The organism is Uniformispora flossi, assembly GCF_049534875.1.
Classification (GTDB): Bacteria; Actinomycetota; Actinomycetes; order Streptomycetales; family Streptomycetaceae; genus Yinghuangia; species Yinghuangia aomiensis.
Genome location: NZ_JBMULZ010000021.1, coordinates 96542 through 118556 on the forward strand (window position 1 = coordinate 96542; position 22015 = coordinate 118556).

Consider the following 22015-nt stretch of genomic DNA (forward strand, 5'->3'; position numbering starts at 1 on the left):
CGGCCGCCCACGGCGCCGATGCCACCCCGAGCCGTGGCACCCGCGCCGCCGCTGCGGCCCGCCCGTCCGACCCGCCGCCATGCCCCTCCGCACCGCCCTCCACGCGGCGGTGCCCTCATGCCGGCCGGTCCACCGGACCGACCGCTCCCACGCCGGGTTTCCCCGATCCCGCCGGCGCGGTCGCGGTGTCGCCCGGGTCTCCGGCGCGGAGACCCTGACGTGTGTGCCGGGCGTCGGGGCTCACCGCGCGAGCGGTGTGTCCCTGTCTCCCCGTCCGTCCTGCACAACCGACAGTCAACCGGTTCGGAAGGCCGCGGGGGAGGGCGCGTGGAGGGCGCGCGGTTGCGCGGTGGGACCAGGCGGGGCGGCCGTGTGCCTCCCCGTCACTCGTACGGGGACTGTCAGGACATCGACAAAGAGTTATAAGGCCGCTGCCGAGCGTGGCAGCCCGGGCGGCGCCCCGGTTCGGACGGGCCCCGGAGGTTGTGCGGAGGTGCGCCGCGAACGCCCGGATGGCGCACGCGCGCCCCCAAAGGTGCCAGGATGGGGGCATGGCGAAGACCTCCACCTCGACTCAGGGTTTGCGTACGGCGATCGAGCGCAGCGGCTACTACCCCGCCCTCGTCGCCGACGCGGTCGAGTCCACGATCGGGACCGAGCAGGTCGATGCGTACCTGGTGCACCAGGAGACGACGTTCGACTCCAACGAGGTCCGGCGGCACGTGACCGTCCTCGTGCTCACCCCCGGCCGCTTCCTGGTCAGCCACACCGACGAGCACGCGCCCGACGACACGTCGCCGACGCCGTACGCGACCACGTCGACCGAGACCGTCCGCATCGACCGCATCGAGTCCGTCGTGGTCAGCCGCGTCGTCGGCAACCCGGCCGAGTACGTGCCGGGTGCCCCGCCGCGGGAGGTCGTCCTCACCATCGGCTGGGGCGCGGTGGGCCGCATCGACCTGGAGCCGGCCGGCTGCGCCGACCCGAACTGCGACATCGACCACGGCTACACGGGCGCGATGACCGCCGACGACCTGTCGCTGCGGGTCAGCGAGGCGGCCGACGGTCCGGACGCGGTCGAGCGCACGCTGGCGTTCGCGAAGCGCCTGTCCGAGGCCGTCGCCGGCATCGGCCGGTGAGCGCCGCAGCCTGGGCTCCGGAACCGCCGCCCGTCCCGGTACCGCGTTACGGCACCGGGGCGCTGTCCGATCTGCTGCCGTCCGTCGCCGCGTCGCTGGGCATGGCGGGCGAGGCCAATGTGCTCGGCCTGCCCGCGACGGAGCGGGCCGTGGTGTTCCTCGTCGACGGTCTCGGCTGGGAGCTGCTGAAGGCGAACCCGGAGTGGGCGCCGTTCCTGACGTCGCTGATCCCTGGTTCGTGGGGCGGCCGCGGGGAGCCGATCACCGCGGGTTTCCCGGCCACGACGGCGACGAGCCTTGCCTCGTTCGGCACCGGGCTGCCGCCGGGTGCGCACGGGTTGATGGGCTACACGGTGGCGATCCCGGGTGACGCGCGGCTGATGAACCAGCTGCGCTGGGACCCGTACGTGCCGCCGCGCGAGTGGCAGCCGCATCCGCCGCTGATGGAGCGGGCCGCCGCCGCGGGCATCACCGTCGCGCAGGTGTCGGATCCGATGTTCGAGCACACGCCGCTGACGCAGGTGGCGCTGCAGGGCGGCCGGTATGTGGCCGCGGCGGCGGGCGAGGCGCGCGTGCAGGGTGTTCTCGACCAGTTGGCGCAACCGGGCCCGGTGCTCGTCTACACGTATGTGAGCGACGTCGACAAGGCCGGTCACGGCTACGGCTGCCAGTCGGATGCGTGGCGGATCGAACTGTCGCGCGTGGACGGTCTGGTGCGCCGTTTGGCGGAGCAACTGCCGCGCGGGACGGCGCTGTACGTGACGGCGGACCACGGCATGATCGACGTGCCGATGGAGGACCGCATCGACGTGGACACCGATCCGGAGCTGTCGGCCGGTGTCGCGCTGCTGGGCGGCGAGGGCCGGGCGCGGCATGTGTATGCGGTGCCGGGTGCGGCCGGCGATGTGCTGGCCATCTGGCAGGACGTGCTCGCGGACAGCTGCTGGGTGCTGTCGCGCGACCAGGCGATCGACGCGGGCTGGTTCGGGCCGGTCGAGGAGCGGGTGTACTACCGGATCGGCGATGTGGTGGCGGCGCCGTGGGCGGATGTCGCCATCGTGGCGACGCGGCGGGAGCCGAACGAGTCGCGGATGGTGGGCCTGCACGGCTCGATGACGCCGGCGGAGCAGCTGGTGCCGCTGCTCGAAGTCCATGCCTGAGCGGGGTTTTCCGGGTGGTTTGCGGGGCCGGGTTTCGTCCGGTCCCGCAAACCACCGGGACGCGTGGTCTCAGGCCTGCTTGCGCTTCTTGAGCAGGACCGAGGCGAGGCCGGCGACGATGGCGACCGGCAGGACGATCTTGAACAGTTTGCCCATGGTGGCGAACCCCCTTGAGTGGTCGGTGTCGGGCGGATCCGTGCGGCCCGGGGCCGACACTGCGGCGAAACGGTGACGCCGTATCAACTCCCGGGCAGGCCCGACGGTTCCGACTCTACGTGAGGACATCGGCGGGCGTTCGGGTGGTTGCCGCTGGTCCGAAGAGCGCAGCGTTCGTCCGATGGGGGCAGGCGGATCGCCCGGTCGGCTTATCCGGTGGGGTCCGCGGCGTGTTCGTCGCTCTTGAGGATGGCGAAGTCCGCGCCGTGCGGGTCGCGGCATTGCGCGATGCGGCCGTAGGGCGAGTTCCGGGGTTCGCTGAGGACGGTGCCGCCTGCGGCGCGGACGAGTCCGGCGGTGGCGTCGGTGTCGGCGACGCAGAAGGTGACGTGCCAGTGGGCGGGGAGTTCGTCGGGCCAGTTGGCGTCCATGCCCATGATTCCGCCGCGGGGGCGGTCGTCGACGGAGAAGGCGTGGTAGTCGAAGCCTTCGGCGCTCATGTCCTCGAAGGCGTAGCCGAAGAGGGCGCCGTAGAAGGCGAGGGCCCGTGGGGTGTCGCGGGTGAGGAGTTCGGTCCAGACGATGCCGCCGGGTTCGTTGACGAGTTCGGCGCCGACCAGGCTGCGGGCCTGCCACAGGCCGAAGGGTGCGCCGGTGGGGTCGGTGAGGAGGGCGAACCGTCCCATGTCGAGGACGTCCATCGGGGGGTAGGCGACTTCGGCGCCTTCGGCGGCGGCTTTCACCACGGCGGCGTCGGCGTCGTCGGTGGCCAGGTAGGTGGTCCAGCCGATGGGCACGTCGGGTTCGGGCAGCAGGCGGATTCCTGCGACGCGGCGGCCGCGGACCGCGCAGGAGGTGTAGTAGTCGACGTCCCCGGGGCCGGGTGCGCCGTGCCAGCCGAAGACGGTGCCGTAGAAGGCGAGGGAGGCGTCGGGGTCGGCGGTGCCGAGATCCGCCCAGCAGGGCACCCCGGGAGGGTATGTGCCGGTCATGATGGTCATGCGGGTGCCTCCCAGGCGGATGTTCGCGGGCGGCGGGGCCGCCACAGCCTCCTTGTCCGATGCTGGCACGTGGCCTGGGCACTGTCGCGGGCAGTGCGGCGTGGGCGGTGCGCGTTCCCGGCGCGCCGGGCCGCACGGGGGACCGCGCGGACGCGGGAGGATGGCGGGATGAACCCTGTGATCTCCGTTGCCGACCTGGCCGCCGCGCTGGGCTCCGAGCGTCCGCCGGTGGTGCTCGACATCCGCTACAAGCTCGGCGGACCGCCGGGAATCGGCTGGTACCGCGAGGGCCACGTGCCGGGTGCGGTCTTCGTGGACATGGACTCCGAGCTGTCCGCGCCGGTGTCGGCGCCGGTCGGGGAGGCCGGGCGGCATCCGCTGCCGGATGCGGACGCGTTCGCCGCGGTGATGCGCCGCGCGGGCGTGTCCGCGGACAGCGACGTGGTCGCCTACGACGGTGCGGACGGCATCGCGGCGTCGCGTGTGTGGTGGCTGTTGCGCTACTTCGGCCACGACCGGGTGCGGGTCCTGGACGGCGGCTTCCAGGCGTGGACCGCGGCGGGCCGGCCGGTGGACACCGCCGAACCGGCGCCCGCGCCGGGCGACTTCGCGGCGAAGCCGGGCGGTCTGCCGCTGCTGGACGCGGCCGAGGCCGCCGCGCTGCCGGCCGACGGCGTGCTGCTGGACGTGCGCGCGGCCGAGCGCTTCCGCGCCGAGACGGAGCCGATCGACCCGGTTGCCGGGCACATCCCCGGTGCGGTGAACGCGCCGGAGACCGGGACGCTGGATGCGGAGGGCCGCCTGCTGGACGCGGAGACGCTGCGCGCCCGGTACGCGGCGCTCGGCGTGGTGCCGGGTGCGCGGGTCGCGGCCTACTGCGGTTCGGGTGTCACCGCGTCGCACACGGTGCTGGCGCTGGCGAGCGCCGGGATCGACGCGGCGCTGTACGCGCCGTCGTGGAGCGGTTGGAGCAGCGACCCGGCGCGGCCGGTGGCGACGGGGGAGTGACGCGGCCGGTGCGTGGACGCTCCTGCGGGTGCCCGCGGGAGCGTCCGCGCACTGAGGAGCACGTGGCTAGACGGCCATCCAGTGCGTGGCCTCGCGGAGCCCTGCGGCCGTGTAGGCGACGAAGCCGATGAGTCCCGGCGGCAGGTCGGCGGCGGCGAAGCGGCCGAGGTCGTCGGTGAGCACCGTGCGGACGCCGTCGGCGTGCCGGATCTCCAGGCATACGCGCTGAGGGACGGTCAGCTGGCCGTGCAGCCGGATGCGTCCCGCGCGGCGGGCGACTTCGGCGACGACGGTCAGCGACGGCGCGTCGAAGGTGAGGACCCGGGGTGCGTCGTCGACGTCGGCGCCGAGGAGGGGCACCGCGGCCTCACGGGGTGCGGCGGGTGCGCCGGCCGGGCGGTGCGGATGCGGAGCCGCGGGCGGTCGCCGCCCGCATGAATTCGACGAGCCAGGGGTCGACCGCGCCGAAGAGCAGCCGTACCTCGGCGAGCAGTGTGCGCTCGTCCTGCTGGCCCACCCGATCCGTTGTTCCCACGCTCATTTCCACCGTCCCCGGAGCCACTACCGGAGCAACCGACTCGGACACAGTAGGGCCCCCGACGCCCCGGCAGGAAGTAATCCGGGGGATTGGGGGCGATATAAAGGCGATCGGGGGGCAACCGTGGGGTGTCCTTGACCGGCGTGCGGGCAACTCGCGGCCGGGTCCGCGTTCGCTGCGGCGGCCGGTCCGGGGCGCAGCGAAGAGCCCGCCTCCGGTGCGGAGACGGGCTCGTCGTCGCGGGTTCGGCCGGGGGCCGGCCGGACGGCTGACTCGTGCTATTCGCGCTTCTTGCGGCGGCTGCCGAAGACGATCTCGTCCCAGCTGGGCACCGTGGCGCGGCGGCCGGGGCGGACGCCGTCGGCTTCGGCCTGGCGGTCGGTGGCGCCGACGAGGCGGTCGCGGTGCGGGCCGACGACGCGGGGCACGAGGACGTTCTCGTAGGCGGATCCGGCGGCGGACGGCGCGCCGCCCCCGGCGGCGGCTGCCGCGGGGGCTTCGGGTTCGTCCTCGTCGGGCACCGGGACCGGGATCGTCGCGGGGCCGGGCCGGGTGCGTTCGCCGCCGATGGCCGGGACGTCGATGCGCACCGGTTCGCGGGGCCCCGCGGCCGCGGCTGCGGATTCGCCGCGCAGGCCCGGGACGGCGTCGAGGAGGCTGGTGATCGCGTCGTCGCCGGTGTTGCGGGGCAGCGACGCGAGGCGCGGCCGGAACGGGAACGGCGTCTCGGCGCCCTGTTCGCCGACCAGCGAGCGGGCTTCGTCGTCGTTGGTGGTGACCAGGCGCCGGGGCGGGTCGAAGCTCCAACTGGCCGAGTGCATCTCGCCGTCGACGCGGTACAGCAGCAGGACTTCCCAGCTGCCGTCGTCGCGCCGCCAGGAGTCCCACTGGACGGATTCGGAGTCGGCGCCGCGCAGGTGCAGGCGTTCGGTGACGATCTCGCCGAGGAGCGGGCCGGCGGCTTCGCCCTGCCGGCGGATCGGCGTCTTGCGGGCGCGCTCGGCCATGAAGGCGCGTTCGGCGAGGACCGGGCCTTCGAAGCGGCGCACGCGGTCGACGGGGATGCCGGCGAGCTGCGCGACTTCTTCCGCGGTGGCACCCGCCCTTATGCGCGCCTGGATGTCGCGGGGCCGGAGCTGGCTTTCGACTTCGATCTCGATCTGGCCGAGTCGGGCGCGGTCGCCGCGGACGGCGGCGCGCAGGCGCTCGTCGATGGCCAGGCTGAACTCGGTTCCGTCGGCAGCCTTCAGCACCAGCCGTGTGCCGTCGTTGCTGACGGCCACGACACGCAGTTCGGGCATGGGGACCTCCCGGGTGGTGCCTGCCGACGTCACCTGCGTCGTTGCTCCCGTTACGAGTGTGACTTGCCCAGTGGCGGCGTGCCACAACCTGACCGATTTGTCCCGGCGTGTCGGATTTTCATACCCGTCGCGCCGTTGTGTCGCGGTGGCTCCTTGAGTACCGGTTCCGGAGAAATGACCCTCGGGGGCGTTTGTCCGATTTGCAGGTTCCCGATCCCGTACGATCGGTTGCTTCCCCCCTCTACCCAGGTCTTTCCGGAACCTGGCGTGAACAGTACTCCATTCGGGCGCGCGGCTGGGCCGCACCGCGCCGTAACGGCGCGTCCACATCCGGGCGAAAAATTTCGGCCGCGCCCGGTGAGGTTCCTCACAAGATCACCGAAAGCGGAACGGCCGGGGTGCCGCCGGGGGTCCCACAGAAGAGAAGAATCCCGGCACGTCATGATTTGGCCCGGGTTGGGCCCTAGGAGAGTGATGCAGGAAAGGCCCGGCGAGGAGCGCCGGCGGATCGAACTGAACGGTACGCAGGTCGTGGCAAGCGCCCTGGCGGCCGTTTCCTCGGCTTTCCTGCTCTCCAGCCTCGGGGCCGCGGGGACCATGATCGGCGCCGCCATCGCGAGCGTGTGCGCGACCGTGGGCAGTGCCGTGTACGTCCACATGTTCCGCCGCACCGGCGACCAACTGCGGGACGTGCGCTCCCAGATGACCACGCACCCGCGCCGGCCCGCGGTACCGGCGGCGCCGGGGTCGGAGGACGCCACTCGGGTGATGCCGGTGTTCGACCCGGGCCGGGGGGCGGCGGCCGAACCGCTGCCGGCGCTGCCCGGCACGGCCGCGTCCGGCGGCTCCCGGGACGGCGAACGGCCGCGCAACAGAACGTGGTTGGCGCGCTCGGTGGTCGGCGCGGTCGCGGTGTTCGCCATCGCGATGGCCGCGATCACGGTCACCGAACTGGGCATGGGGAAGTCGTTCGCGAGCCTGTTCGGGAACGGCGGCGACCGGCCCACGATCAGCGAGATCGGCGGGGGCGGCGGGCACAAGTCCACCCCCGACAAGCAGCCCACCGCACCGGCCACCACGGACTCCGGCACGGGCGGCTCCGCCGGGGACCGCGCCCCGTCGCCCGGCACGACCGACGGCACGGGCGGCAGCGACGGCAAGCAGTCCGACGGTGGCGGCGCGGGGACGTCGCCGACTGCGACGCCCACGCCGACCGCGACGGAGAAGCCCACGTCCACCCCGACCGAAACTCCGACCGACAAGCCGACGACCCCGCCGACCGGCGGCGCGGGGACCGGCGGCGCCACACCGCCCCCGCAGGGCGGCCAGGACCAGCAGGTCCCGCCTGCGGGGGACGCGGCGAAGGGGCCCTGACCGCGGCAACACCGCATTCCGGATACGGCATACGGCGGATACGGGCGCGGCGTGGGGAATCTCACGCCGCGCCCGGTGCCTTTCCGTTCGGTTATTCGCCGAGCACGCGCCGCAAGTAGGCGTTGCCGAACCGGCGTTCGGGGTCGACGCGGTCGCGCAGCGTGCGGAAGTCCGCGAAGTGCGGGTACACGTCGGCGAAGTACTCCGCGTCGCGGGTGTGCAGCTTGCCCCAGTGCGGACGCCCTTGGTGCGCGGTCATGATGCGCTCGACGGCGGTGAAGTACCGCTCGTGCGCGGTGCCGCGGTACATGTGCACGGCGATGTACGCGCTGTCGCGCCCGCTCGCGGTCGACAGCCACATGTCGTCACCCGGTGCGATGCGGACCTCGACCGGGAACGACACCTTGTCGTCGCCGTCGGCGACGAGCTTGTGGACCTCGCGCAGTGCGGAGGTGAGGGCCTCGCGCGGGATCGCGTACTCCATTTCGACGAATCGGACGCGGCGCGGGCTGGTGAAGACCTTGTACGACGCGTCCGTGTAGGTGCGTGCGGACAGGGCCTTGCTGGACAGCTTGGCGATCGTCGGGATCGCTTTCGGCGCGGCCTTGCCGAGCCGGCAGGCGAGGCCGAAGACGCCGTTGGACAGGATTTCGTCGTCGAGCAGGAACCGGGCCTTTGACAGCGGTTTGGCCGGGCCTTCGGTGCGGTTGTTGCGCTTGACGTTGCAGCTGTCGGTGTGCGGGAACCAGTAGAACTCGAAGTGGTCGTTGTCCGCGCACAGCTCGTCGAAGCCGCCGAGGACCGTGTCGAGCGTCATCGGCTCCTCGCGGGCTTCGAGGAGGAACGCCGGTTCGACGGCGAAGGTGAGCGCCGTGACGATGCCGAGGGCGCCGAGGCCGACCCGGGCGCCCGCGAACAGCTCGGCGTTCTCGGTGGCCGAGCAGGTGACGATCTCGCCGTCCGCGAGCACCATTTCGAGGCCGCGGATCTGCCCGGACAAGGCGCCCGACGCGCGGCCGGTGCCGTGCGTGCCGGTGCCGGTCGCGCCGGCCAGGCTCTGCACCGCGATGTCGCCCATGTTGGTGAGCGCGAGGCCGTGCCCGGCGAGCACGTCGTTGAAGCGCTCCAGGCGCATGCCGGAGCCGACCGTGACGGTGCCCGCCTCGGCGTCCACGCTCCGGATCTCGGTGAGGCCCTCGGGCCGTATCTGCACGCCGTCCGTCAACGCCACCGAGGTGAACGAGTGCCCGGCCCCGACCGCCTTGACCCGCATGCCCTCGGACGCCGCACGGCGCACCGCCGCCGAGACCTCCTCGGGCGAGCGCGGGGTGACCACGCGCCGGGGATGGGCGGTCTGGTTCCCGGCCCAGTTCTTCCAGGGCGGGGGCGGCGTGCTGCTCAAGAGGTCCTCCAGGAAGCGGAGGCGGCCCGGCGGCCGCGGACATGGGTGCGGCGGGAGCCCCCGGCGGTGGGATGTCCGGACATTACCCGCCGGTCACCATGTGCGGGAAGGCCCGGCGGCGCCGCAGGGCCCGGGTGGACTCACGGCGCGCGGCGTGCCGCGGGCCGTGCGGGCCGTGGACGCCGCCCGGCAGGTGCGAGGATCGGACCCATGCACTCCGCAGCGCCCTTCGACGCCCTTCTCCTGCTCTCGTTCGGCGGCCCCGAGGGCCCGGACGACGTGATTCCGTTCCTGCAGAACGTGACCCGCGGGCGCGGTGTGCCGCCCGAGCGGCTGGCCGAGGCGGGTGCGCATTACCGGTTGTTCGGCGGGGTCAGCCCGATCAACGGGCAGAACCGTGAGCTGATCGCGGCGGTCGAGAAGGACTTCGCCGACGCCGGGGTCGGGCTGCCCGTGTATTGGGGGAACCGCAACTGGCAGCCGTATCTCGGCGACACGCTCCGGCGGATGGCCGACGACGGGGTGCGGCGCGCGGCGGTGCTGGTGACCAGCGCGTACGCGTCGTACTCGGGCTGCGGGCAGTACCACGAGAACCTGCTGGCCGCGCGGGCCGAAACCGGTGCGGAGGCGCCGGTGCTGGAGAAGCTGCGGCACTACTACAACCATCCCGGCTTCGTCGAACCCCTGGTCGACCACACGGTGGCCGCGTTCGACGACCTGCCCGCGGAGGTGCGGGCGGACGCGCGGCTGGTGATGACCACGCACTCGATCCCGGTCGCGACGGCGGAGACCGCGGGGCCGGAGGGCGGCGCGTACGTCGCCCAGCACCGCGAGACCGCGCGGCTGGTCGCCGAAGGCGTCGCGCGGGTGCTCGGCCGGGAGCACGCGTGGGACCTCGTCTACCAGAGCCGCAGCGGCCCGCCGCACGTGCCGTGGCTCGAGCCGGACGTCAACGACCACCTGGCACGGCTCAAGGCCGACGGGGTGCCCGCCGCGGTGCTCGTGCCGATCGGCTTCGTGTCGGACCACATGGAGGTCGTCTACGACCTGGACGTGCAGGCCGCCGAGACCGCCGCGACGCTCGGCCTTCCGGTGGCGCGGGCCGCGACGACCGGCGCGGACCCCCGGTTCGCCGCCGCGGTGCGCGACCTGGTGCTGGAGCGCGCGGCCGCACTGCGCGGCGAGTCGCCTGACCGCTGCGCGCTGGGGGCGCTGGGCCCGAGCCACGACGTGTGCCCGCTCGGCTGCTGCCCCGACCCGCGCGGCCGCGGCGCGGGCCTGCGCGGTGCGGCCCTGGAGGCTGTGCCGCCGCTGCCGTCGTAATCCCGGCGGCGGCCGGGCCGGCGCCACCCGGAGCGGAGGCCCGTCCGGCCTGTCGCGCGGGTCTCCGGGGCGGCTGACAGGATGGCCGGGTGACCACGAACATCCACGGCGACACCGCCGACCTGCTCGAACTTGCGCTGGAAGCCGCCCGGCTCGCCGGGGGGATGCTCACCGTCGACCGGCCCGCGGACCTCGGTGTCGCGGCGACCAAGAGCAGCCCGACCGACGTCGTCACCGAAATGGACACCCGCGCCGAGAAACTGATCGTCGAGTTCCTGCGCGCCCGCCGGCCGCACGACGGCTTCCTCGGCGAGGAGGGCGCGGGGGAGGCCGGCGAGAGCGGCGTGCGGTGGGTGATCGACCCGATCGACGGCACGGTCAACTACCTGTACGGGCTGCCGGGCTGGTGCGTGTCGATCGCGGCCGAGGACGAGCACGGCGGGATCGTCGGCGTGGTCGAGGTGCCCACGTTCGGCGAGACGTTCCACGCCGTGCGCGGTGGAGGTGCATTCCGTAACGGGGCGCCGATCCGGGCCGCCGCTCCGGTGCCGCTGGACCGGGCGCTGGTGGCGACCGGGTTCGGCTACACGGCCGAACGGCGCACCCGGCAGGCGGCCGTGGTGGCGGAACTGCTGCCCGGTATCCGGGACATCCGCCGGTTCGGTTCGGCGGCGGCGGACCTGTGCGCGGTGGCGTGCGGGCGGGTGAACGCGTACTACGAGCGCGGCCTGAACCCGTGGGACCTGGCCGCGGGCGCGGTCATCGCGAGCGAGGCGGGTGCGGAGGTGGCGCAGATCCGCGCCGAGGACGACGGCAGCAACGTGGTGGTCGCGGCGGCGGCGCCGCTGCACGGCGAACTGGTCGCGGTGCTGGAGCGGCTGGGCGCCTGACCCGGAGGCCCCGCGCCCGGCCCGCCGGCTCCGCATCCGCGCCGCACGGGAGCCGGGTCCGAGCTGTCCGGAGACGCAAGAAACCCCCGGCCGATGCGCCGCGCGTCGGTCGGGGGTTCTGTGGTCTGCCGTGTGTGCCGTGTCGACTGTCCGTTGCGCTCCGGCCCCGCCCCCAGGGTCGCGGTGGTCGCGGCGGTCGCGGTGTCAGGCGCGTTCGGGCAGTACTTGTACGCCGTGGTCCGAAGCCATGCGTACCAGGTCTTGCAGCTCCTCCTGCTGAACCTCCACGAGGAAGTCGTCCCCCGTGTCGAAGGCCTGCTTGAGGGTCTGTTCCGTTTCGCGTATGCGACGCAGCACGTCAGCGGTGAACTCGTCCATGAGGGGCCCCAAGTGACTCGAATGGTCGCCGGTTTGGGTTGTCCTACCCCTCGAGATCGGCCGCGAAAACCGCGACGCCACTTGGCAGTGTGACACTTGTCGCACCGATGGGCGGATCATTACGGACGGTACCGCAGCGAAGTCGGCAATCCGGACCCGGGGTGCCGTCGCAGGTGCGCTTACCGACGCTTTACCGGCGGCCGGGGCAAGATGGAGTCACCGTCGGCGCCGTCCCTCGAGGCAGGGCGGGCAGTCCGGCCGCGGACGGCGCCCGACGGTCCAAACGTTTGCAGCGGTGCTGCATGCAGGTTCGACAGTGGTTCGTGCGGAAGGACATCAGCGGTGCGGGTTCTCGTCGTCGAAGACGAGCAGTTGCTGGCGGACGCGGTAGCGACGGGGCTGCGCCGCGAGGCGATGGCCGTCGACGTCGTGTACGACGGCGAGGCCGCCCTGGAGCGGGTCGCCGTCAACGACTACGACGTGGTGGTGCTCGACCGCGACCTGCCGCTCGTGCACGGCGACGACGTGTGCCGGGCCGTCATCGACACCGGCCTGCCCACGCGCATCCTCATGCTGACCGCGTCCGCCGACGTCAGCGACCGGGTCGAAGGCTTGGAGCTGGGCGCCGACGACTACCTCCCCAAGCCCTTCGCGTTCAGCGAACTCATCGCTCGGGTGCGGGCGTTGGGCCGCCGCGCGGTCACCGCGCTGCCGCCGGTGCTGGAGCGGGCCGGGATCCGGCTCGACCCCAACCGCCGCGAGGTCGCGCGCAACGGCAGCCCGGTGCACCTGTCGCCGAAGGAGTTCGCCGTCCTCGAAGTGCTCATGCGCGCGGACGGTTCCGTGGTGTCCGCCGAGCAGATGCTCGAGAAGGCGTGGGACGAGAACACCGACCCGTTCACCAACGTGGTGCGCGTCACCGTCATGACGTTGCGCCGCAAGCTCGGCGAACCCGCCGTGATCATGACCGTTCCGGGGGCCGGATACCGCATCGGCGACGAGGCGTGAACGACAAACCCCAGGCCAAGCCCCCGTCCTCGGGGGCGGCACCGCTGCGCCCGCAGCACCCGCCGCGCCCCAGCCGCCCGCCGCGTCCCGGCGCGCCGCCCAAGCCCGCCAAGGAGCCGAGCGCCCGCAAGCTCGTGCTGGGTCTCGACCCGGGCGACGGCGGCGCCTACCACTCGCGGCTCAGCTACGCTCCGGACTGGCTGCGGCCTTCCATCCGGATGCGCCTGACCGCGCTGTACGGCGGCATGTTCCTGATCGCGGGCGTGCTGCTGCTGGGCAGCGTCTACCTGCTGGTCGGGCAGAACCTGTCCGACCAGAAGCCGCCGGACATCCGGTTCAACAGCGACGTGGTGATCCGCGACGCGGCCGGCCAGGTGATCTCGCCCGACGCGTTCAACCGCATGCTGGAGGCCCGCCAGGGCAACCAGCGCGACTTGGTGCTGCACTCGCTGCTCCAGCAGTCGCTGCTGGCGCTGGTGCTGCTGTCCGTCATCGCGTTCGGCTTCGGCTACGTCATGGCCGGCCGCGTGCTGAGCCCCCTCGGCCGCATCACCGCCGCCGCGCGCGCCGTCGCCGGCAGCGGCGGCTCCGGGCTGCACCGGCGCATCGACCTGGACGGCCCCGACGACGAACTCAAGGAACTCGCCGACACGTTCGACGAGATGCTGGAACGCCTCGACCGGGCGTTCGACTCGCAGCGCAAGTTCGTCGCCAACGCCTCCCACGAACTGCGCACCCCGCTCGCCATCAACCGCACCCTGCTGGAGGTGGCCCTCGGCGACCCCGAAGTGCCGCCCCAGCTGCGCGAACTCGGCGACAAGCTGCTCACCACCAACGAGCGCAGCGAGCGCCTCATCGAGGGCCTGCTGCTGCTCGCCCGCAGCGAGAACGAACTGACCGACCCCAAGCCCGTCGACCTCTCCGAGGTCGCCGGACGCACCATCGAACAGCTCGCCGGCGAAGCGGGCGACCGGGACGTCGAACTGCGCGGCGATTTCGAACCCGCCTGGGTGTCCGGCAACCTCGTGCTCCTCGAACGCGTCGCGTTGAACCTCGCGCAGAACGCCGTCCGCTACAACACGCCGGGCGGCTGGGTCGAGATGTCCACGTCCACGGTCGACGGCACCGCGATGCTCACCGTGGCGAACAGCGGCCCCGCGGTGCCGCCGGAGAACGTCGAGTCGCTGTTCGAGCCGTTCCGGCGGCTGCGCGGCGACCGCACCGAGTCCGACAAGGGCGTCGGCCTCGGCCTGTCCATCGTGCGTTCGGTGGCGCGCGCACACGGCGGCTGGATCGAGGCGGAGGCGCGCGAGGAGGGCGGGCTGATCGTCCGCGTCGGCTTCCCGGCCCCTGCCAAATAGGAGCGCACGGTCTTCGGACAAGTCTCGAACAAGCCTCGAACGGGGCTCGGAATATGCCGCGAATCGGTCGCCGAGCGTAGTGGCGGCTTCACCCTGGCGACGTACTACGACGTACCTGACCAGGCCGGTTGCCCGCAGGGCCCGGGACAACCTACGGTGTCGTAAGTTACGACAGCGTAGGAACGCGCTGTGCGCCGGAGCCGCGAGCGGTCCGGGGTTTGCCGAGCGGGTGGGGACGTGCCGGCAAGCACCCGAACCGGAGGGGCGGCGGCCGACGCAGCTTGGTACCCGTGTTGTCGCTGCGTCCGTGTGCCGCGTACCCACCGCCGCCGCCCGTCCCATCCCGCTTGGAGTCGCCGTGACCCTGACAGCCCCCGAACCGACCGGTATCGATCTGCTGAGCGAACTCGAACAGGTGGTCGCCGTCGAACTCGACCGGCACCTGGGCATCGCCAAGGAGTGGTTCCCGCACGAGTACGTGCCGTGGTCGCGCGGCCGCGACTTCGACGGCCTGATGGGCGGCGAGGCGTGGCGCCCCGAGGAGTCCGGGCTGACCGACGTGGGGCGGATCTCGCTCACCCTCAACCTGCTCACCGAGGACAACCTCCCGAGCTACCACTTCGAGATCGCCAACATGTTCGGCCGGGACGGCGCGTGGGGCACCTGGGTGCACCGCTGGACGGCCGAGGAAGGCCGCCACGGCATCGCGATCCGCGACTACCTGATGGCCGCCCGCGCGGTCGACCCGGTGGCGCTGGAGCGGTCCCGCATGGAGCACATGGAGAACGGCTACCAGGGCGACCACCTCGGCAACCCGCTGCACGTCGTCGCCTACGTGACGTTCCAGGAACTCGCCACGCGCGTCTCGCACCGCAACTCCGGCCGCGCGTGCGGCGACCCGCTCGCCGAGCAGCTCCTGTCGCGGATCGCCACCGACGAGAACCTGCACATGGTCTTCTACCGGAACCTGCTCAAGTCGGCGTTCGAGCTGGCGCCCGACCAGGCCATGCGCGCGGTCACCGACATGATCACCGGCTTCCGGATGCCCGGCCACGGCATGACGGGCTTCGAGCGGGCCTCGCTGAAGATGGCGGTCGGCGGCGTCTACAACCTGCGCATCCACCTCGACGACGTGCTGCAGCCGGTGCTGCGCAACCTCAAGGTCATGGAGCGCACCGGCTTCGGGCCGGCGGGCGAGCAGGCTCGCGACGAGCTGGGCGTGTTCCTGGCGCTGCTGGAGGACAAGGCCGCGCAGTTCGACGAGCGGCTCGCCGCCCGCAAGGCGCGCGAGGCGGCGCGGCGCGCCTGACCCCGGCACCGCAGCCACGACACGGGACGGGCCCGGCCGCTTTCCCAGCGGCCGGGCCCGTCCCGTGTCGGTCGTGCTGCGGACCGGTTCAGTTCCGCGTCCCCCACGCGTCCTTCACCGACACCTTGCCGCCGGTGCGCAGCACCGCGCCTTCGTACATCCGGGCCGCGGCCGCCATCAGGCCGACCAGCGCCAGGGCGGCCAGGCCCGCCGCGACGAGGTTCTGCCATACCGCCAGGTCGCCGCTCGCGGTCAGCATCGGCTGGAGCATCGCGGAGAACGGCGGGACGTAGGCCAGCACGGTCGCGAGGGTGCCGCCGTTCTGCCCGAACGAGATCGCGATGAAGAACGACGCGATCAGCAGCGTCGACATCGGCGTGATGACGTTCTGCAGGTCTTCCATGCGCGACACCCGCGATGCGGCGGCGGCGAACATGCATGCGTAGAGCGCATAGCCGATGACGAACCACACCACGACCAGCGCCGCCGGATAGACCATGGCCGAGTTGAGGTCGATGGTGCCGAAGGCCTTGGCCGCGGTGAGGCCCACAGCGGCCGTCAGCGCCATCTGGAGCAGCCCGAGCAGGCCGATGCCGATCACCTTGCCGGTGAGCAGCGCGCGGGCCGGGACGGCGGCCAGGAGGATCTCCACGATGCGGCTGGACTTCTCCTCCACCACGCCGTTGGCGACCCACATGCAGAAGAGCATGAGCATGCCGTAGAGCGTGATCGTGCCGAGGATCGCGACGCCCTTGCGCTGGTTGCGTTCGTCGGCGTCCTTGTCGAGGGTCGTCTTCTCCAGCGGCGCCACCTGGACGGCGCGGTCGACGGCGGCCGTGTCGATGCCCTGGGCGGCCAGGCGCGCGTCGCGTTCGACGGTCGCGTAGGCGCTCTGCAGGACCGCGGCGAGCTTGTTGGACAGGTCGCGGTGCACGACGATGTGGCCGTCGGCGACGTAGGCGTCCAGGTCGCCGTCGCGCACGGCCTTCTCGGCCGCCGCGGCGTCCGGGAACGTCTTGACCGCGACCTCGACGTCGAGCAGCTTGGCCTGCACCGGCGCGAGCCGGCTGAGCGGCTGCTGGGCGGGCCCGGGGCCGAAGGCGACGTCGAAGTCGTCGCTGCCGCCCTTGGCGGCCATCGCGGGGATGGCGACCGCGGCGAGCAGGATCACCAGCATCACCGCGACCGAGACGAGGAAGCCGCGGTCCCGGATGCGCTCGGTGAACTCGCGGCGCGCGACCAGCCGCACAGCTGTCCAGAAGGGCGCCTGGCCGCCCGCGGGAGGCGCCGTGGGGGTGCTGGTGCCGTCGCTCATACCGTGGCCTCCCGGAGGCTCGCTGCGGTCCGTTCTGCGGGGACTCCGGGCCGCTCGGCGACGACCTCCCGGAACAGTTCGGCCAGGGACGGGGCGACCGGTGCGAACGCGCGGACCCGCCCGGCCTCGCGCGCGGCGTCGAGCAGCGCCTGCTCGCTCACGCCGTCGCCGAGTTCCACGAGGGTGCCGTCCGCGTCGTCGGCGAGCACCCGCACGCCCGGCACGCGGGCCGCCCAGCCGGTGTCCGGGCCCGCCGTGTCGACGGCGACGCGGTAGCGCACCGCCCGGTTGTCGCCGCGCAGTTCGCGCACCGTGCCGACGGCGTGCATGCGGCCGTCCTTGATGATCCCGACCGCGTCGCACAGCCGCTCGACCAGGTCGAGCTGGTGGCTGGAGAACACCACGGAGACGCCCTGCTCGACCCGGCTGCGCAGCGCCTGCGCCATGACGTCGACACCGACCGGGTCGAGGCCGGAGAACGGCTCGTCGAGGACCAGCAGCTCCGGCTCGTGGACGAGGGCGGCGGCGAGCTGGACACGCTGCTGGTTGCCCAGCGACAGGGTCTCCAGCCGGTCCTCCGGCTTGCCGGACACCCCGAGGCGGTCCAACCACGCGGCGGCGGAGCGGCGGGCGTCGGCGCGCGCCATGCCGTGCAGCTCGGCGAAGTAGGCGAGCTGGTCGAGGATGCGCATCTTGGCGTAGAGGCCGCGCTCCTCCGGCATGTAGCCCCAGCGGCGGCGCACCGCCGCGTCGGCCGGGCGGCCCTGCCAGCGCACCTCGCCCGCGTCGGGGGCGAGCACGCCGAGGGCGATGCGCATCGTGGTGGTCTTGCCGGCGCCGTTGGTGCCGACGAAGCCGAACATCTGCCCCGGCGCGACGGAGAACGACAGCCCGCGCAATACGGTCTTGTCGCCGAAGCGTTTCGCGAGTCGGTCGAGTTCCAGCACGGTGCTCCTTCGGGCGGCCGGGGACTGCCGGGGTCTGAGGGGCTGTGGATATCCGCGGGATTGCGGATATCCGGGTGGCTGTGGAGGCCAGGGGGACCAGAAGGCCGGGAGTCAGTCGATGCGCCGCAGTTGCTCTTTGAATCGGCGGCCATTCTCCACATACAGCGCGACTGCGGCGTCGAATGCGCCGGGCTTGACCGTGTCGGCGCGCATTTTGGCCGGAACGCCGAGCGCCGTCGCATAGGACGGCACCTCGACGCCGTTGCCCACGAATGCGCCCGAGCCGACCAGCGCGCCGCTGCGCACCACGGCCCGGTGCAGCACGATCGCGCCGTTGCCGACCAGGCAGTCGTCCTCGATCGTGCACCCTTCCAGGTGCACCAGGTGTCCGACGACGCAGCGGTTTCCGACCTTTGTGACCAGTCCCGCACTGACATGGAGGACCGAGCCGTCCTGGATCGAGGTACTCTCCCCGACGACAATCCGGCCGTAGTCGGCCCGGAGGACCGCGGACGGCCAGATCGTGGAGCCGGCGCCGATTTCGACGCTGCCGATCACCACCGCGTCCGGATGAACATAGGCATCCGGGTGCACGACGGGTACTTGTTCACCAAGCGCGTAGACCGTCACGATTCCTCCTGGTTCCCGGCGCATCCGGGGCGTTACAGTGGGCCACCATCCAACCAAGTCACCTCTTCGGGGGTTCGGTTGGGTGTCGATTGAGTAACAAGCCTTGCTATGAGGCAGAATCTGCGCCTCAGGTCGGGCACAAACTCCGGCCCCTTATGCGTTACGTGCGCTGAAGGCAGCGTCCACGGGCGCATAGGCAAGCAGATCCACCCGGAGGGGGAGAGGTATGGCGACTGATTACGACACTCCACGGAAGACCGATGACGACGTCAACGAGGACAGCATCGAGGAGCTGAAGGCTCGGCGCGTCGACAAGTCGGCCAGTGCGGTCGACGTCGACGAGTTCGACCAGGCCGAAGGCCTGGAGCTGCCCGGCGCGGACCTCTCGAACGAAGAGCTGTCCGTGCGGGTGCTGCCCCGGCAAGCCGACGAGTTCACTTGCTCGCGCTGCTTCCTGGTGCACCACCGCAGCCAGCTGGCCAAGGAGAAGGACGGCCAGACGATCTGCGTCGACTGCGCCTGACGCCGCATCCTGGCCGGCCCGGGCAGCCCCCGGGACGACGGACCCGTCCAGGATCGATCATCGGCAAGCGGAACCCTGCGCACGCGACCGGGTCCTGGCAGGAGCGGACCGCCCCTGCCGATGATCGAACCGGACCGATCCGGCACCCGCCGGCGGCGGCAACGCCCGCCCCACCGGCACCGCCGCGGCACCCCCGGAAACGGGGGACCCGCGGATCTGCGACACACCCGAAACCCCATGAACGGCCGGCATCCCGCCGGAGAATCCGGAGCGTCCGCCGCACCCCCGGCGGGCGTTCTCGTACGTCCGCACCCGGAAGCGCTCCGGCGTGCGCGCCGGGGTCCGCACGGGCACGGGCGGCGCTTCGAAGCGCGGCTGGAGCACGGCTGGAGCACGGCCGGAGCACGGCCGGGGCACCGGCGACGCGCGGCGGCGTGCGGCTCAGCCCTGCGCGGCGCGGCGGCGGACCGCGGCGAGCACCTCGACGACGCGCGCCGGGTTCCGCGACGACACGTACAGGTACGGCGTCGGGTCGTCCGGGTCCACGACGCCGATGCGCACCGCGGTCGGGATGTAGCTGCGCAGCAGCATGAACGCGCGCGGGTCGGCGCCTTCCATGCGCAGTGCGCGGGCCTCCTCGGCGTTCAGCGCCCGGGCCTCGCCGAGCGCGTCGAGCGGCAGCGCCGCCTTGCCCACGTGCAGCTCCGTACCGGTGATCCGGACCCGCGCCGACCCGTAGCGGGTCACCATCACGCCGACCAGGACCGCGCCCACCAGCACCGCGACACCCGCCGGGGCCGGGCCCAGGGGGAGGAGCATCAGCCCGCACACGAATCCGGCACCGGCGACCAGGCCCCACCACGACGCGGGGACCGACAGCTGCTCGTTATACGCCTGCATGGCACAAGCCTGACACCTCCGCGGCGCGGCCCGTACCAGGGGGTGCCGCCCGGCGTGCCGACCCGCGCCGCCCGGCCCGGCACCGGCAGGCCGGGGTCAGCGGGACTGGCGCTGCGTCACCCGGTCCAGGAGCTGCGCCACCCGCCGCGGGGGCTTGCGCAGGCCGGTGGCGACGCCCTTGGCGTAGTCCGACACCGCGCGCGGCGCGACCGCGTCGAGGAACGCGCCGGCCTTCGCGTCCGAGCCGACCAGGTAGCGCGCCCGCGGGCGCGGGGTCAGCAGCGCGTGCCGGACGGCCTGGGCCACCGGCATCGGATCGGGCAGCGCGGCGGCGCGGCGCAGCACGTCGTCGGCGACCTCGTAGGACTCCGCGTACGCCGAGTTCTTGCGCGGCGGCAGCCGGTTCAGGCTGCGCTCCCAGATGTCCGTGCCGAAACTGCCCGGTTCGACCAGCACGACCTTCACGCCGAACTGCGCGACCTCGATGCGCAGCGCGTCGGACATCGCGGCCAGGCCTTGCTTGCTCGCGCAGTACCAGCCGAGGAACGGCGCCGAGACGCGCCCGGACACCGACGAGATGTTGACGATGCGGCCGCTGCGCCGCTGCCGCATCTGCGGCAGCACCAGGCGGGCGATGCGGGCCGGGGCGACGAGGTTGGTCTCCAGCTGCAGCCGCACCTGGTCGTCCTCGACGTCCTCCACGGCGCCGGGCTGCGCCATGCCGGCGTTGTTGACGACCGCCCACGGGCCGCCGCCGGTCATCGTGGCGATCTCGGTGAAGGCCCGGACGGTGGACGTCGCATCGCACACGTCCAAGAGCACCGTGCGCACGCCCAGACCGTCCCGCTCGGCCGCTTCGCGCAGCGCCTGGGCCTTGTCCTCGCTGCGCGCGGTGCCGATCACGTCGAGTCCGGCGCGGGCCAGTTCGAGGGCGGTGGCCAGGCCGATGCCGCTCGTCGCGCCGGTGACGACGACGCTCTTGGTCATGTCCGTCCTTCCGTCCGCCCGGCAGCTGCCACGCCGGGCCCGGGGAAGACCGTAGTGGGGTTCGGTGTGCGAGAACCAACCCTCCCGTGCGTCACTTCCGGTCACCGGCGGCACGCCGGGTGGCCGAAACCGGCCCTGGGGACCGTCCGGGGCCGGGCCGCGGACGGCCCCGGCGGGCGACCCGTACCCCCGGCGCGCGTGCGGGTGCACGCGGGATACCGGCGAAGAGGCACTAATCTCCTCCGGGTGAGTCGACCTACATCCCTGACCCCGCCGCCGGACGTCAAGGCGCCGGATCCGCATCCGAGCGCGCCGCCCCCCGGGACCGAGCTGGGCGAGCACTACGACGGCTGCTTCGGCTGCGGCGAGGAGCAGGAGAACGGCCTGCGGCTGCGCACCCGGGTCGGCGAGGGCGTCAGCGTGGACACCGAGTTCGTGGTCGGCACCGGCCACCAGGGTGCCCCCGGTCTGGCCCACGGCGGCCTGCTGACCTGCGCGTTCGACGAGGCTCTCGGCATGTTGGGCTTCCTGCTGCACACGCCCGCGGTGACGGCCCGCCTGGAGACCGACTTCCGGCGTCCGGTGCCGGTCGGCTCGACGCTGTACATCCACGCGTGGTGCGCCGGCGTGGACGGCCGCAAGATCTACGCGAAGGCCGTCGGCCGGCTCGACGCGCCGGACGGGCCGGTCGCCGTCGAGGCGTCGGCGCTGTTCCTGTCGGTCGGCTTCGAGCACTTCGTCGAGCACGGCCGTCCCGAGGAAGTCCGCCGCGCGATGGAAAACCCGGACGTTCTCAAGGCCGCGCGCGCTTTCGAGGTGAACCCGTGAACGCTCCCGTCGACATCCTCGTGCACCGGCTCGACCCCGAGCTGCCGCTGCCGTCGTACGCGCATCCCGGCGACGCGGGCGCCGACCTGGTGACCGCGGTGGACGCCGAGATCGGCCCCGGCGAGCGCGCCGTGCTGCCGACCGGGGTGGCCATTGCGTTGCCGGACGGTTACGCCGCGTTCGTACATCCGCGATCCGGACTCGCGGCGCGTTGCGGGGTGTCGCTGGTGAACACTCCGGGCACGATCGATGCGGGATACCGTGGCGAGATCAGGGTCATCGTGGTGAACCACGATCTGCGCGACAGTGTCGCGTTCCGCCGCGGTGACCGGATTGCCCAGCTCGTGGTGCAACGCGTCGAGCGGGCGAGGTTCCACGAGGTCGGCGTGCTGCCGGGATCGGACCGGGCCGACGGAGGCTTCGGATCGACCGGGGGACACGGCGTCCTGGTGGGGAACGGCAGTGGTACCGGCAGTAAGACGGTTACTGGCAGTGACACAGTGCAAGACTCGGCTTCCGACAGGGAAGGGATCTGAC

The 22015-nt window shown here is 72.7% G+C and carries 24 protein-coding genes; 12 read left to right on the forward strand and 12 right to left on the reverse strand.

All coding sequences use genetic code 11. The features are described from left to right. Positions 1 to 551: 551 nt before the first annotated feature. Complete coding sequence (locus tag ACPA54_RS33070) at positions 552 to 1139, forward strand: DUF5998 family protein (protein ID WP_345675370.1); 588 nt, start codon at positions 552 to 554, stop codon at positions 1137 to 1139. Further along, positions 1136 to 2299 carry an alkaline phosphatase family protein gene (locus tag ACPA54_RS33075; protein WP_423535354.1) on the forward strand — a complete coding sequence of 388 codons (1164 nt, stop codon included), beginning with the start codon at positions 1136 to 1138 and terminating at the stop codon, positions 2297 to 2299. The genes ACPA54_RS33070 and ACPA54_RS33075 overlap by 4 nt, the downstream gene beginning before the upstream one ends. A gap of 69 nt (positions 2300 to 2368) precedes the next feature. Here the strand turns inward: ACPA54_RS33075 and ACPA54_RS33080 are convergent, their stop codons facing one another. Together ACPA54_RS33080 and ACPA54_RS33085 are read right to left on the reverse strand one after the other, a co-directional pair. Then, positions 2369 to 2515, reverse strand: coding sequence for a hypothetical protein (locus ACPA54_RS33080; RefSeq protein WP_423535356.1), 147 nt, complete (start codon positions 2513 to 2515; stop codon positions 2369 to 2371). 149 nt (positions 2516 to 2664) lie between these two features. Next, positions 2665 to 3456: a VOC family protein gene (locus tag ACPA54_RS33085; protein ID WP_423535357.1), complete on the reverse strand. Its 792-nt coding sequence runs from the start codon at positions 3454 to 3456 to the stop codon at positions 2665 to 2667. Between the two features lie 168 nt (positions 3457 to 3624). Here ACPA54_RS33085 and ACPA54_RS33090 point away from each other — a divergent pair, with 168 nt between their 5' ends. Further along, the gene (locus tag ACPA54_RS33090; RefSeq protein ID WP_423535358.1) at positions 3625 to 4464 is read left to right on the forward strand and encodes a sulfurtransferase; all 840 of its coding nucleotides are present in this window, start codon (positions 3625 to 3627) and stop codon (positions 4462 to 4464) included. A 66-nt stretch (positions 4465 to 4530) separates the two neighbouring features. On the opposite strand, the gene ACPA54_RS33095 is transcribed toward ACPA54_RS33090, so the two are convergent. The 3 genes from ACPA54_RS33095 to sepH form a co-directional block, all read right to left on the reverse strand. Then, a complete protein-coding gene (locus ACPA54_RS33095; RefSeq protein ID WP_423535359.1) occupies positions 4531 to 4824 on the reverse strand; it encodes a hypothetical protein in 294 nt (97 codons plus the stop codon). Between the two features lie 7 nt (positions 4825 to 4831). Beyond that, complete coding sequence (locus ACPA54_RS33100; protein WP_423535361.1) at positions 4832 to 5005, reverse strand: hypothetical protein; 174 nt, start codon at positions 5003 to 5005, stop codon at positions 4832 to 4834. Between the two features lie 275 nt (positions 5006 to 5280). Beyond that, positions 5281 to 6336: a septation protein SepH gene (sepH, locus tag ACPA54_RS33105; protein ID WP_423535363.1), complete on the reverse strand. Its 1056-nt coding sequence runs from the start codon at positions 6334 to 6336 to the stop codon at positions 5281 to 5283. Between the two features lie 441 nt (positions 6337 to 6777). On the opposite strand from sepH, the gene ACPA54_RS33110 reads away from it, so the two are divergent. Continuing rightward, positions 6778 to 7677, forward strand: coding sequence for a hypothetical protein (locus tag ACPA54_RS33110; protein WP_423535364.1), 900 nt, complete (start codon positions 6778 to 6780; stop codon positions 7675 to 7677). 91 nt (positions 7678 to 7768) lie between these two features. Here ACPA54_RS33110 and ACPA54_RS33115 read toward each other — a convergent pair whose 3' ends face one another. Further along, on the reverse strand, positions 7769 to 9079 hold the full coding sequence (locus ACPA54_RS33115; protein WP_423535366.1) for a D-arabinono-1,4-lactone oxidase: 1311 nt from the start codon (positions 9077 to 9079) through the stop codon (positions 7769 to 7771). Positions 9080 to 9289: 210 nt separating this feature from the next. Here ACPA54_RS33115 and ACPA54_RS33120 point away from each other — a divergent pair, with 210 nt between their 5' ends. Continuing rightward, positions 9290 to 10402 carry a ferrochelatase gene (locus tag ACPA54_RS33120; protein ID WP_423535368.1) on the forward strand — a complete coding sequence of 371 codons (1113 nt, stop codon included), beginning with the start codon at positions 9290 to 9292 and terminating at the stop codon, positions 10400 to 10402. A gap of 89 nt (positions 10403 to 10491) precedes the next feature. After that, the gene (locus ACPA54_RS33125) at positions 10492 to 11292 is read left to right on the forward strand and encodes an inositol monophosphatase family protein (RefSeq protein ID WP_423535370.1); all 801 of its coding nucleotides are present in this window, start codon (positions 10492 to 10494) and stop codon (positions 11290 to 11292) included. A 204-nt stretch (positions 11293 to 11496) separates the two neighbouring features. On the opposite strand, the gene ACPA54_RS33130 is transcribed toward ACPA54_RS33125, so the two are convergent. Beyond that, the gene (locus ACPA54_RS33130; RefSeq protein WP_423535423.1) at positions 11497 to 11682 is read right to left on the reverse strand and encodes a hypothetical protein; all 186 of its coding nucleotides are present in this window, start codon (positions 11680 to 11682) and stop codon (positions 11497 to 11499) included. Between the two features lie 330 nt (positions 11683 to 12012). Here ACPA54_RS33130 and ACPA54_RS33135 point away from each other — a divergent pair, with 330 nt between their 5' ends. The 3 genes from ACPA54_RS33135 to ACPA54_RS33145 all read left to right on the forward strand — a co-directional run bounded on the left by ACPA54_RS33135 (position 12013) and on the right by ACPA54_RS33145 (position 15348). Next, the gene (locus tag ACPA54_RS33135; protein ID WP_345675357.1) at positions 12013 to 12678 is read left to right on the forward strand and encodes a response regulator transcription factor; all 666 of its coding nucleotides are present in this window, start codon (positions 12013 to 12015) and stop codon (positions 12676 to 12678) included. A 44-nt stretch (positions 12679 to 12722) separates the two neighbouring features. Further along, positions 12723 to 14039, forward strand: coding sequence for a sensor histidine kinase (locus tag ACPA54_RS33140; protein WP_423535419.1), 1317 nt, complete (start codon positions 12723 to 12725; stop codon positions 14037 to 14039). 358 nt (positions 14040 to 14397) lie between these two features. Next, positions 14398 to 15348: an acyl-ACP desaturase gene (locus tag ACPA54_RS33145; RefSeq protein WP_423535372.1), complete on the forward strand. Its 951-nt coding sequence runs from the start codon at positions 14398 to 14400 to the stop codon at positions 15346 to 15348. Between the two features lie 88 nt (positions 15349 to 15436). Here the strand turns inward: ACPA54_RS33145 and ACPA54_RS33150 are convergent, their stop codons facing one another. From ACPA54_RS33150 to ACPA54_RS33160, 3 genes are all read right to left on the reverse strand, one after another. Further along, complete coding sequence (locus ACPA54_RS33150) at positions 15437 to 16663, reverse strand: ABC transporter permease (RefSeq protein ID WP_423535374.1); 1227 nt, start codon at positions 16661 to 16663, stop codon at positions 15437 to 15439. Beyond that, positions 16660 to 17610, reverse strand: coding sequence for an ABC transporter ATP-binding protein (locus ACPA54_RS33155; RefSeq protein WP_423535376.1), 951 nt, complete (start codon positions 17608 to 17610; stop codon positions 16660 to 16662). The genes ACPA54_RS33150 and ACPA54_RS33155 overlap by 4 nt, the downstream gene beginning before the upstream one ends. A 111-nt stretch (positions 17611 to 17721) precedes the next feature. Continuing rightward, positions 17722 to 18240, reverse strand: a complete 519-nt coding sequence (locus tag ACPA54_RS33160; RefSeq protein ID WP_423535378.1) for a gamma carbonic anhydrase family protein — start codon at positions 18238 to 18240, stop codon at positions 17722 to 17724. A gap of 226 nt (positions 18241 to 18466) precedes the next feature. Here ACPA54_RS33160 and ACPA54_RS33165 point away from each other — a divergent pair, with 226 nt between their 5' ends. Beyond that, on the forward strand, positions 18467 to 18763 hold the full coding sequence (locus ACPA54_RS33165; protein WP_345675352.1) for a DUF4193 domain-containing protein: 297 nt from the start codon (positions 18467 to 18469) through the stop codon (positions 18761 to 18763). 441 nt (positions 18764 to 19204) lie between these two features. On the opposite strand, the gene ACPA54_RS33170 is transcribed toward ACPA54_RS33165, so the two are convergent. Together ACPA54_RS33170 and ACPA54_RS33175 are read right to left on the reverse strand one after the other, a co-directional pair. Further along, positions 19205 to 19663, reverse strand: a complete 459-nt coding sequence (locus tag ACPA54_RS33170; protein ID WP_423535380.1) for a DUF3093 domain-containing protein — start codon at positions 19661 to 19663, stop codon at positions 19205 to 19207. 96 nt (positions 19664 to 19759) lie between these two features. Continuing rightward, positions 19760 to 20650, reverse strand: a complete 891-nt coding sequence (locus ACPA54_RS33175) for an SDR family oxidoreductase (RefSeq protein WP_423535382.1) — start codon at positions 20648 to 20650, stop codon at positions 19760 to 19762. Between the two features lie 246 nt (positions 20651 to 20896). Here ACPA54_RS33175 and ACPA54_RS33180 point away from each other — a divergent pair, with 246 nt between their 5' ends. Beyond that, positions 20897 to 21478 carry a PaaI family thioesterase gene (locus ACPA54_RS33180; protein WP_423535384.1) on the forward strand — a complete coding sequence of 194 codons (582 nt, stop codon included), beginning with the start codon at positions 20897 to 20899 and terminating at the stop codon, positions 21476 to 21478. Then, complete coding sequence (dut, locus tag ACPA54_RS33185) at positions 21475 to 22014, forward strand: dUTP diphosphatase (protein WP_345675348.1); 540 nt, start codon at positions 21475 to 21477, stop codon at positions 22012 to 22014. Before ACPA54_RS33180 ends, dut begins: the two co-directional genes overlap by 4 nt. Position 22015 lies beyond the last annotated feature (1 nt).

What these genes read in the sequence shown, in the direction of transcription:
- ACPA54_RS33085 (WP_423535357.1), bottom strand. Translation starts at nt 3,456, where the DNA reads ATGACCATCATGACCGGCACATACCCTCCCGGGGTGCCCTGCTGGGCG.
- ACPA54_RS33070 (WP_345675370.1), top strand. Translation starts at nt 552, where the DNA reads ATGGCGAAGACCTCCACCTCGACTCAGGGTTTGCGTACGGCGATCGAG.
- ACPA54_RS33090 (WP_423535358.1), top strand. Translation starts at nt 3,625, where the DNA reads ATGAACCCTGTGATCTCCGTTGCCGACCTGGCCGCCGCGCTGGGCTCC.
- ACPA54_RS33100 (WP_423535361.1), bottom strand. Translation starts at nt 5,005, where the DNA reads ATGAGCGTGGGAACAACGGATCGGGTGGGCCAGCAGGACGAGCGCACA.
- ACPA54_RS33150 (WP_423535374.1), bottom strand. Translation starts at nt 16,663, where the DNA reads ATGAGCGACGGCACCAGCACCCCCACGGCGCCTCCCGCGGGCGGCCAG.
- ACPA54_RS33165 (WP_345675352.1), top strand. Translation starts at nt 18,467, where the DNA reads ATGGCGACTGATTACGACACTCCACGGAAGACCGATGACGACGTCAAC.
- ACPA54_RS33170 (WP_423535380.1), bottom strand. Translation starts at nt 19,663, where the DNA reads ATGCAGGCGTATAACGAGCAGCTGTCGGTCCCCGCGTCGTGGTGGGGC.
- ACPA54_RS33110 (WP_423535364.1), top strand. Translation starts at nt 6,778, where the DNA reads ATGCAGGAAAGGCCCGGCGAGGAGCGCCGGCGGATCGAACTGAACGGT.
- ACPA54_RS33175 (WP_423535382.1), bottom strand. Translation starts at nt 20,650, where the DNA reads ATGACCAAGAGCGTCGTCGTCACCGGCGCGACGAGCGGCATCGGCCTG.
- ACPA54_RS33120 (WP_423535368.1), top strand. Translation starts at nt 9,290, where the DNA reads ATGCACTCCGCAGCGCCCTTCGACGCCCTTCTCCTGCTCTCGTTCGGC.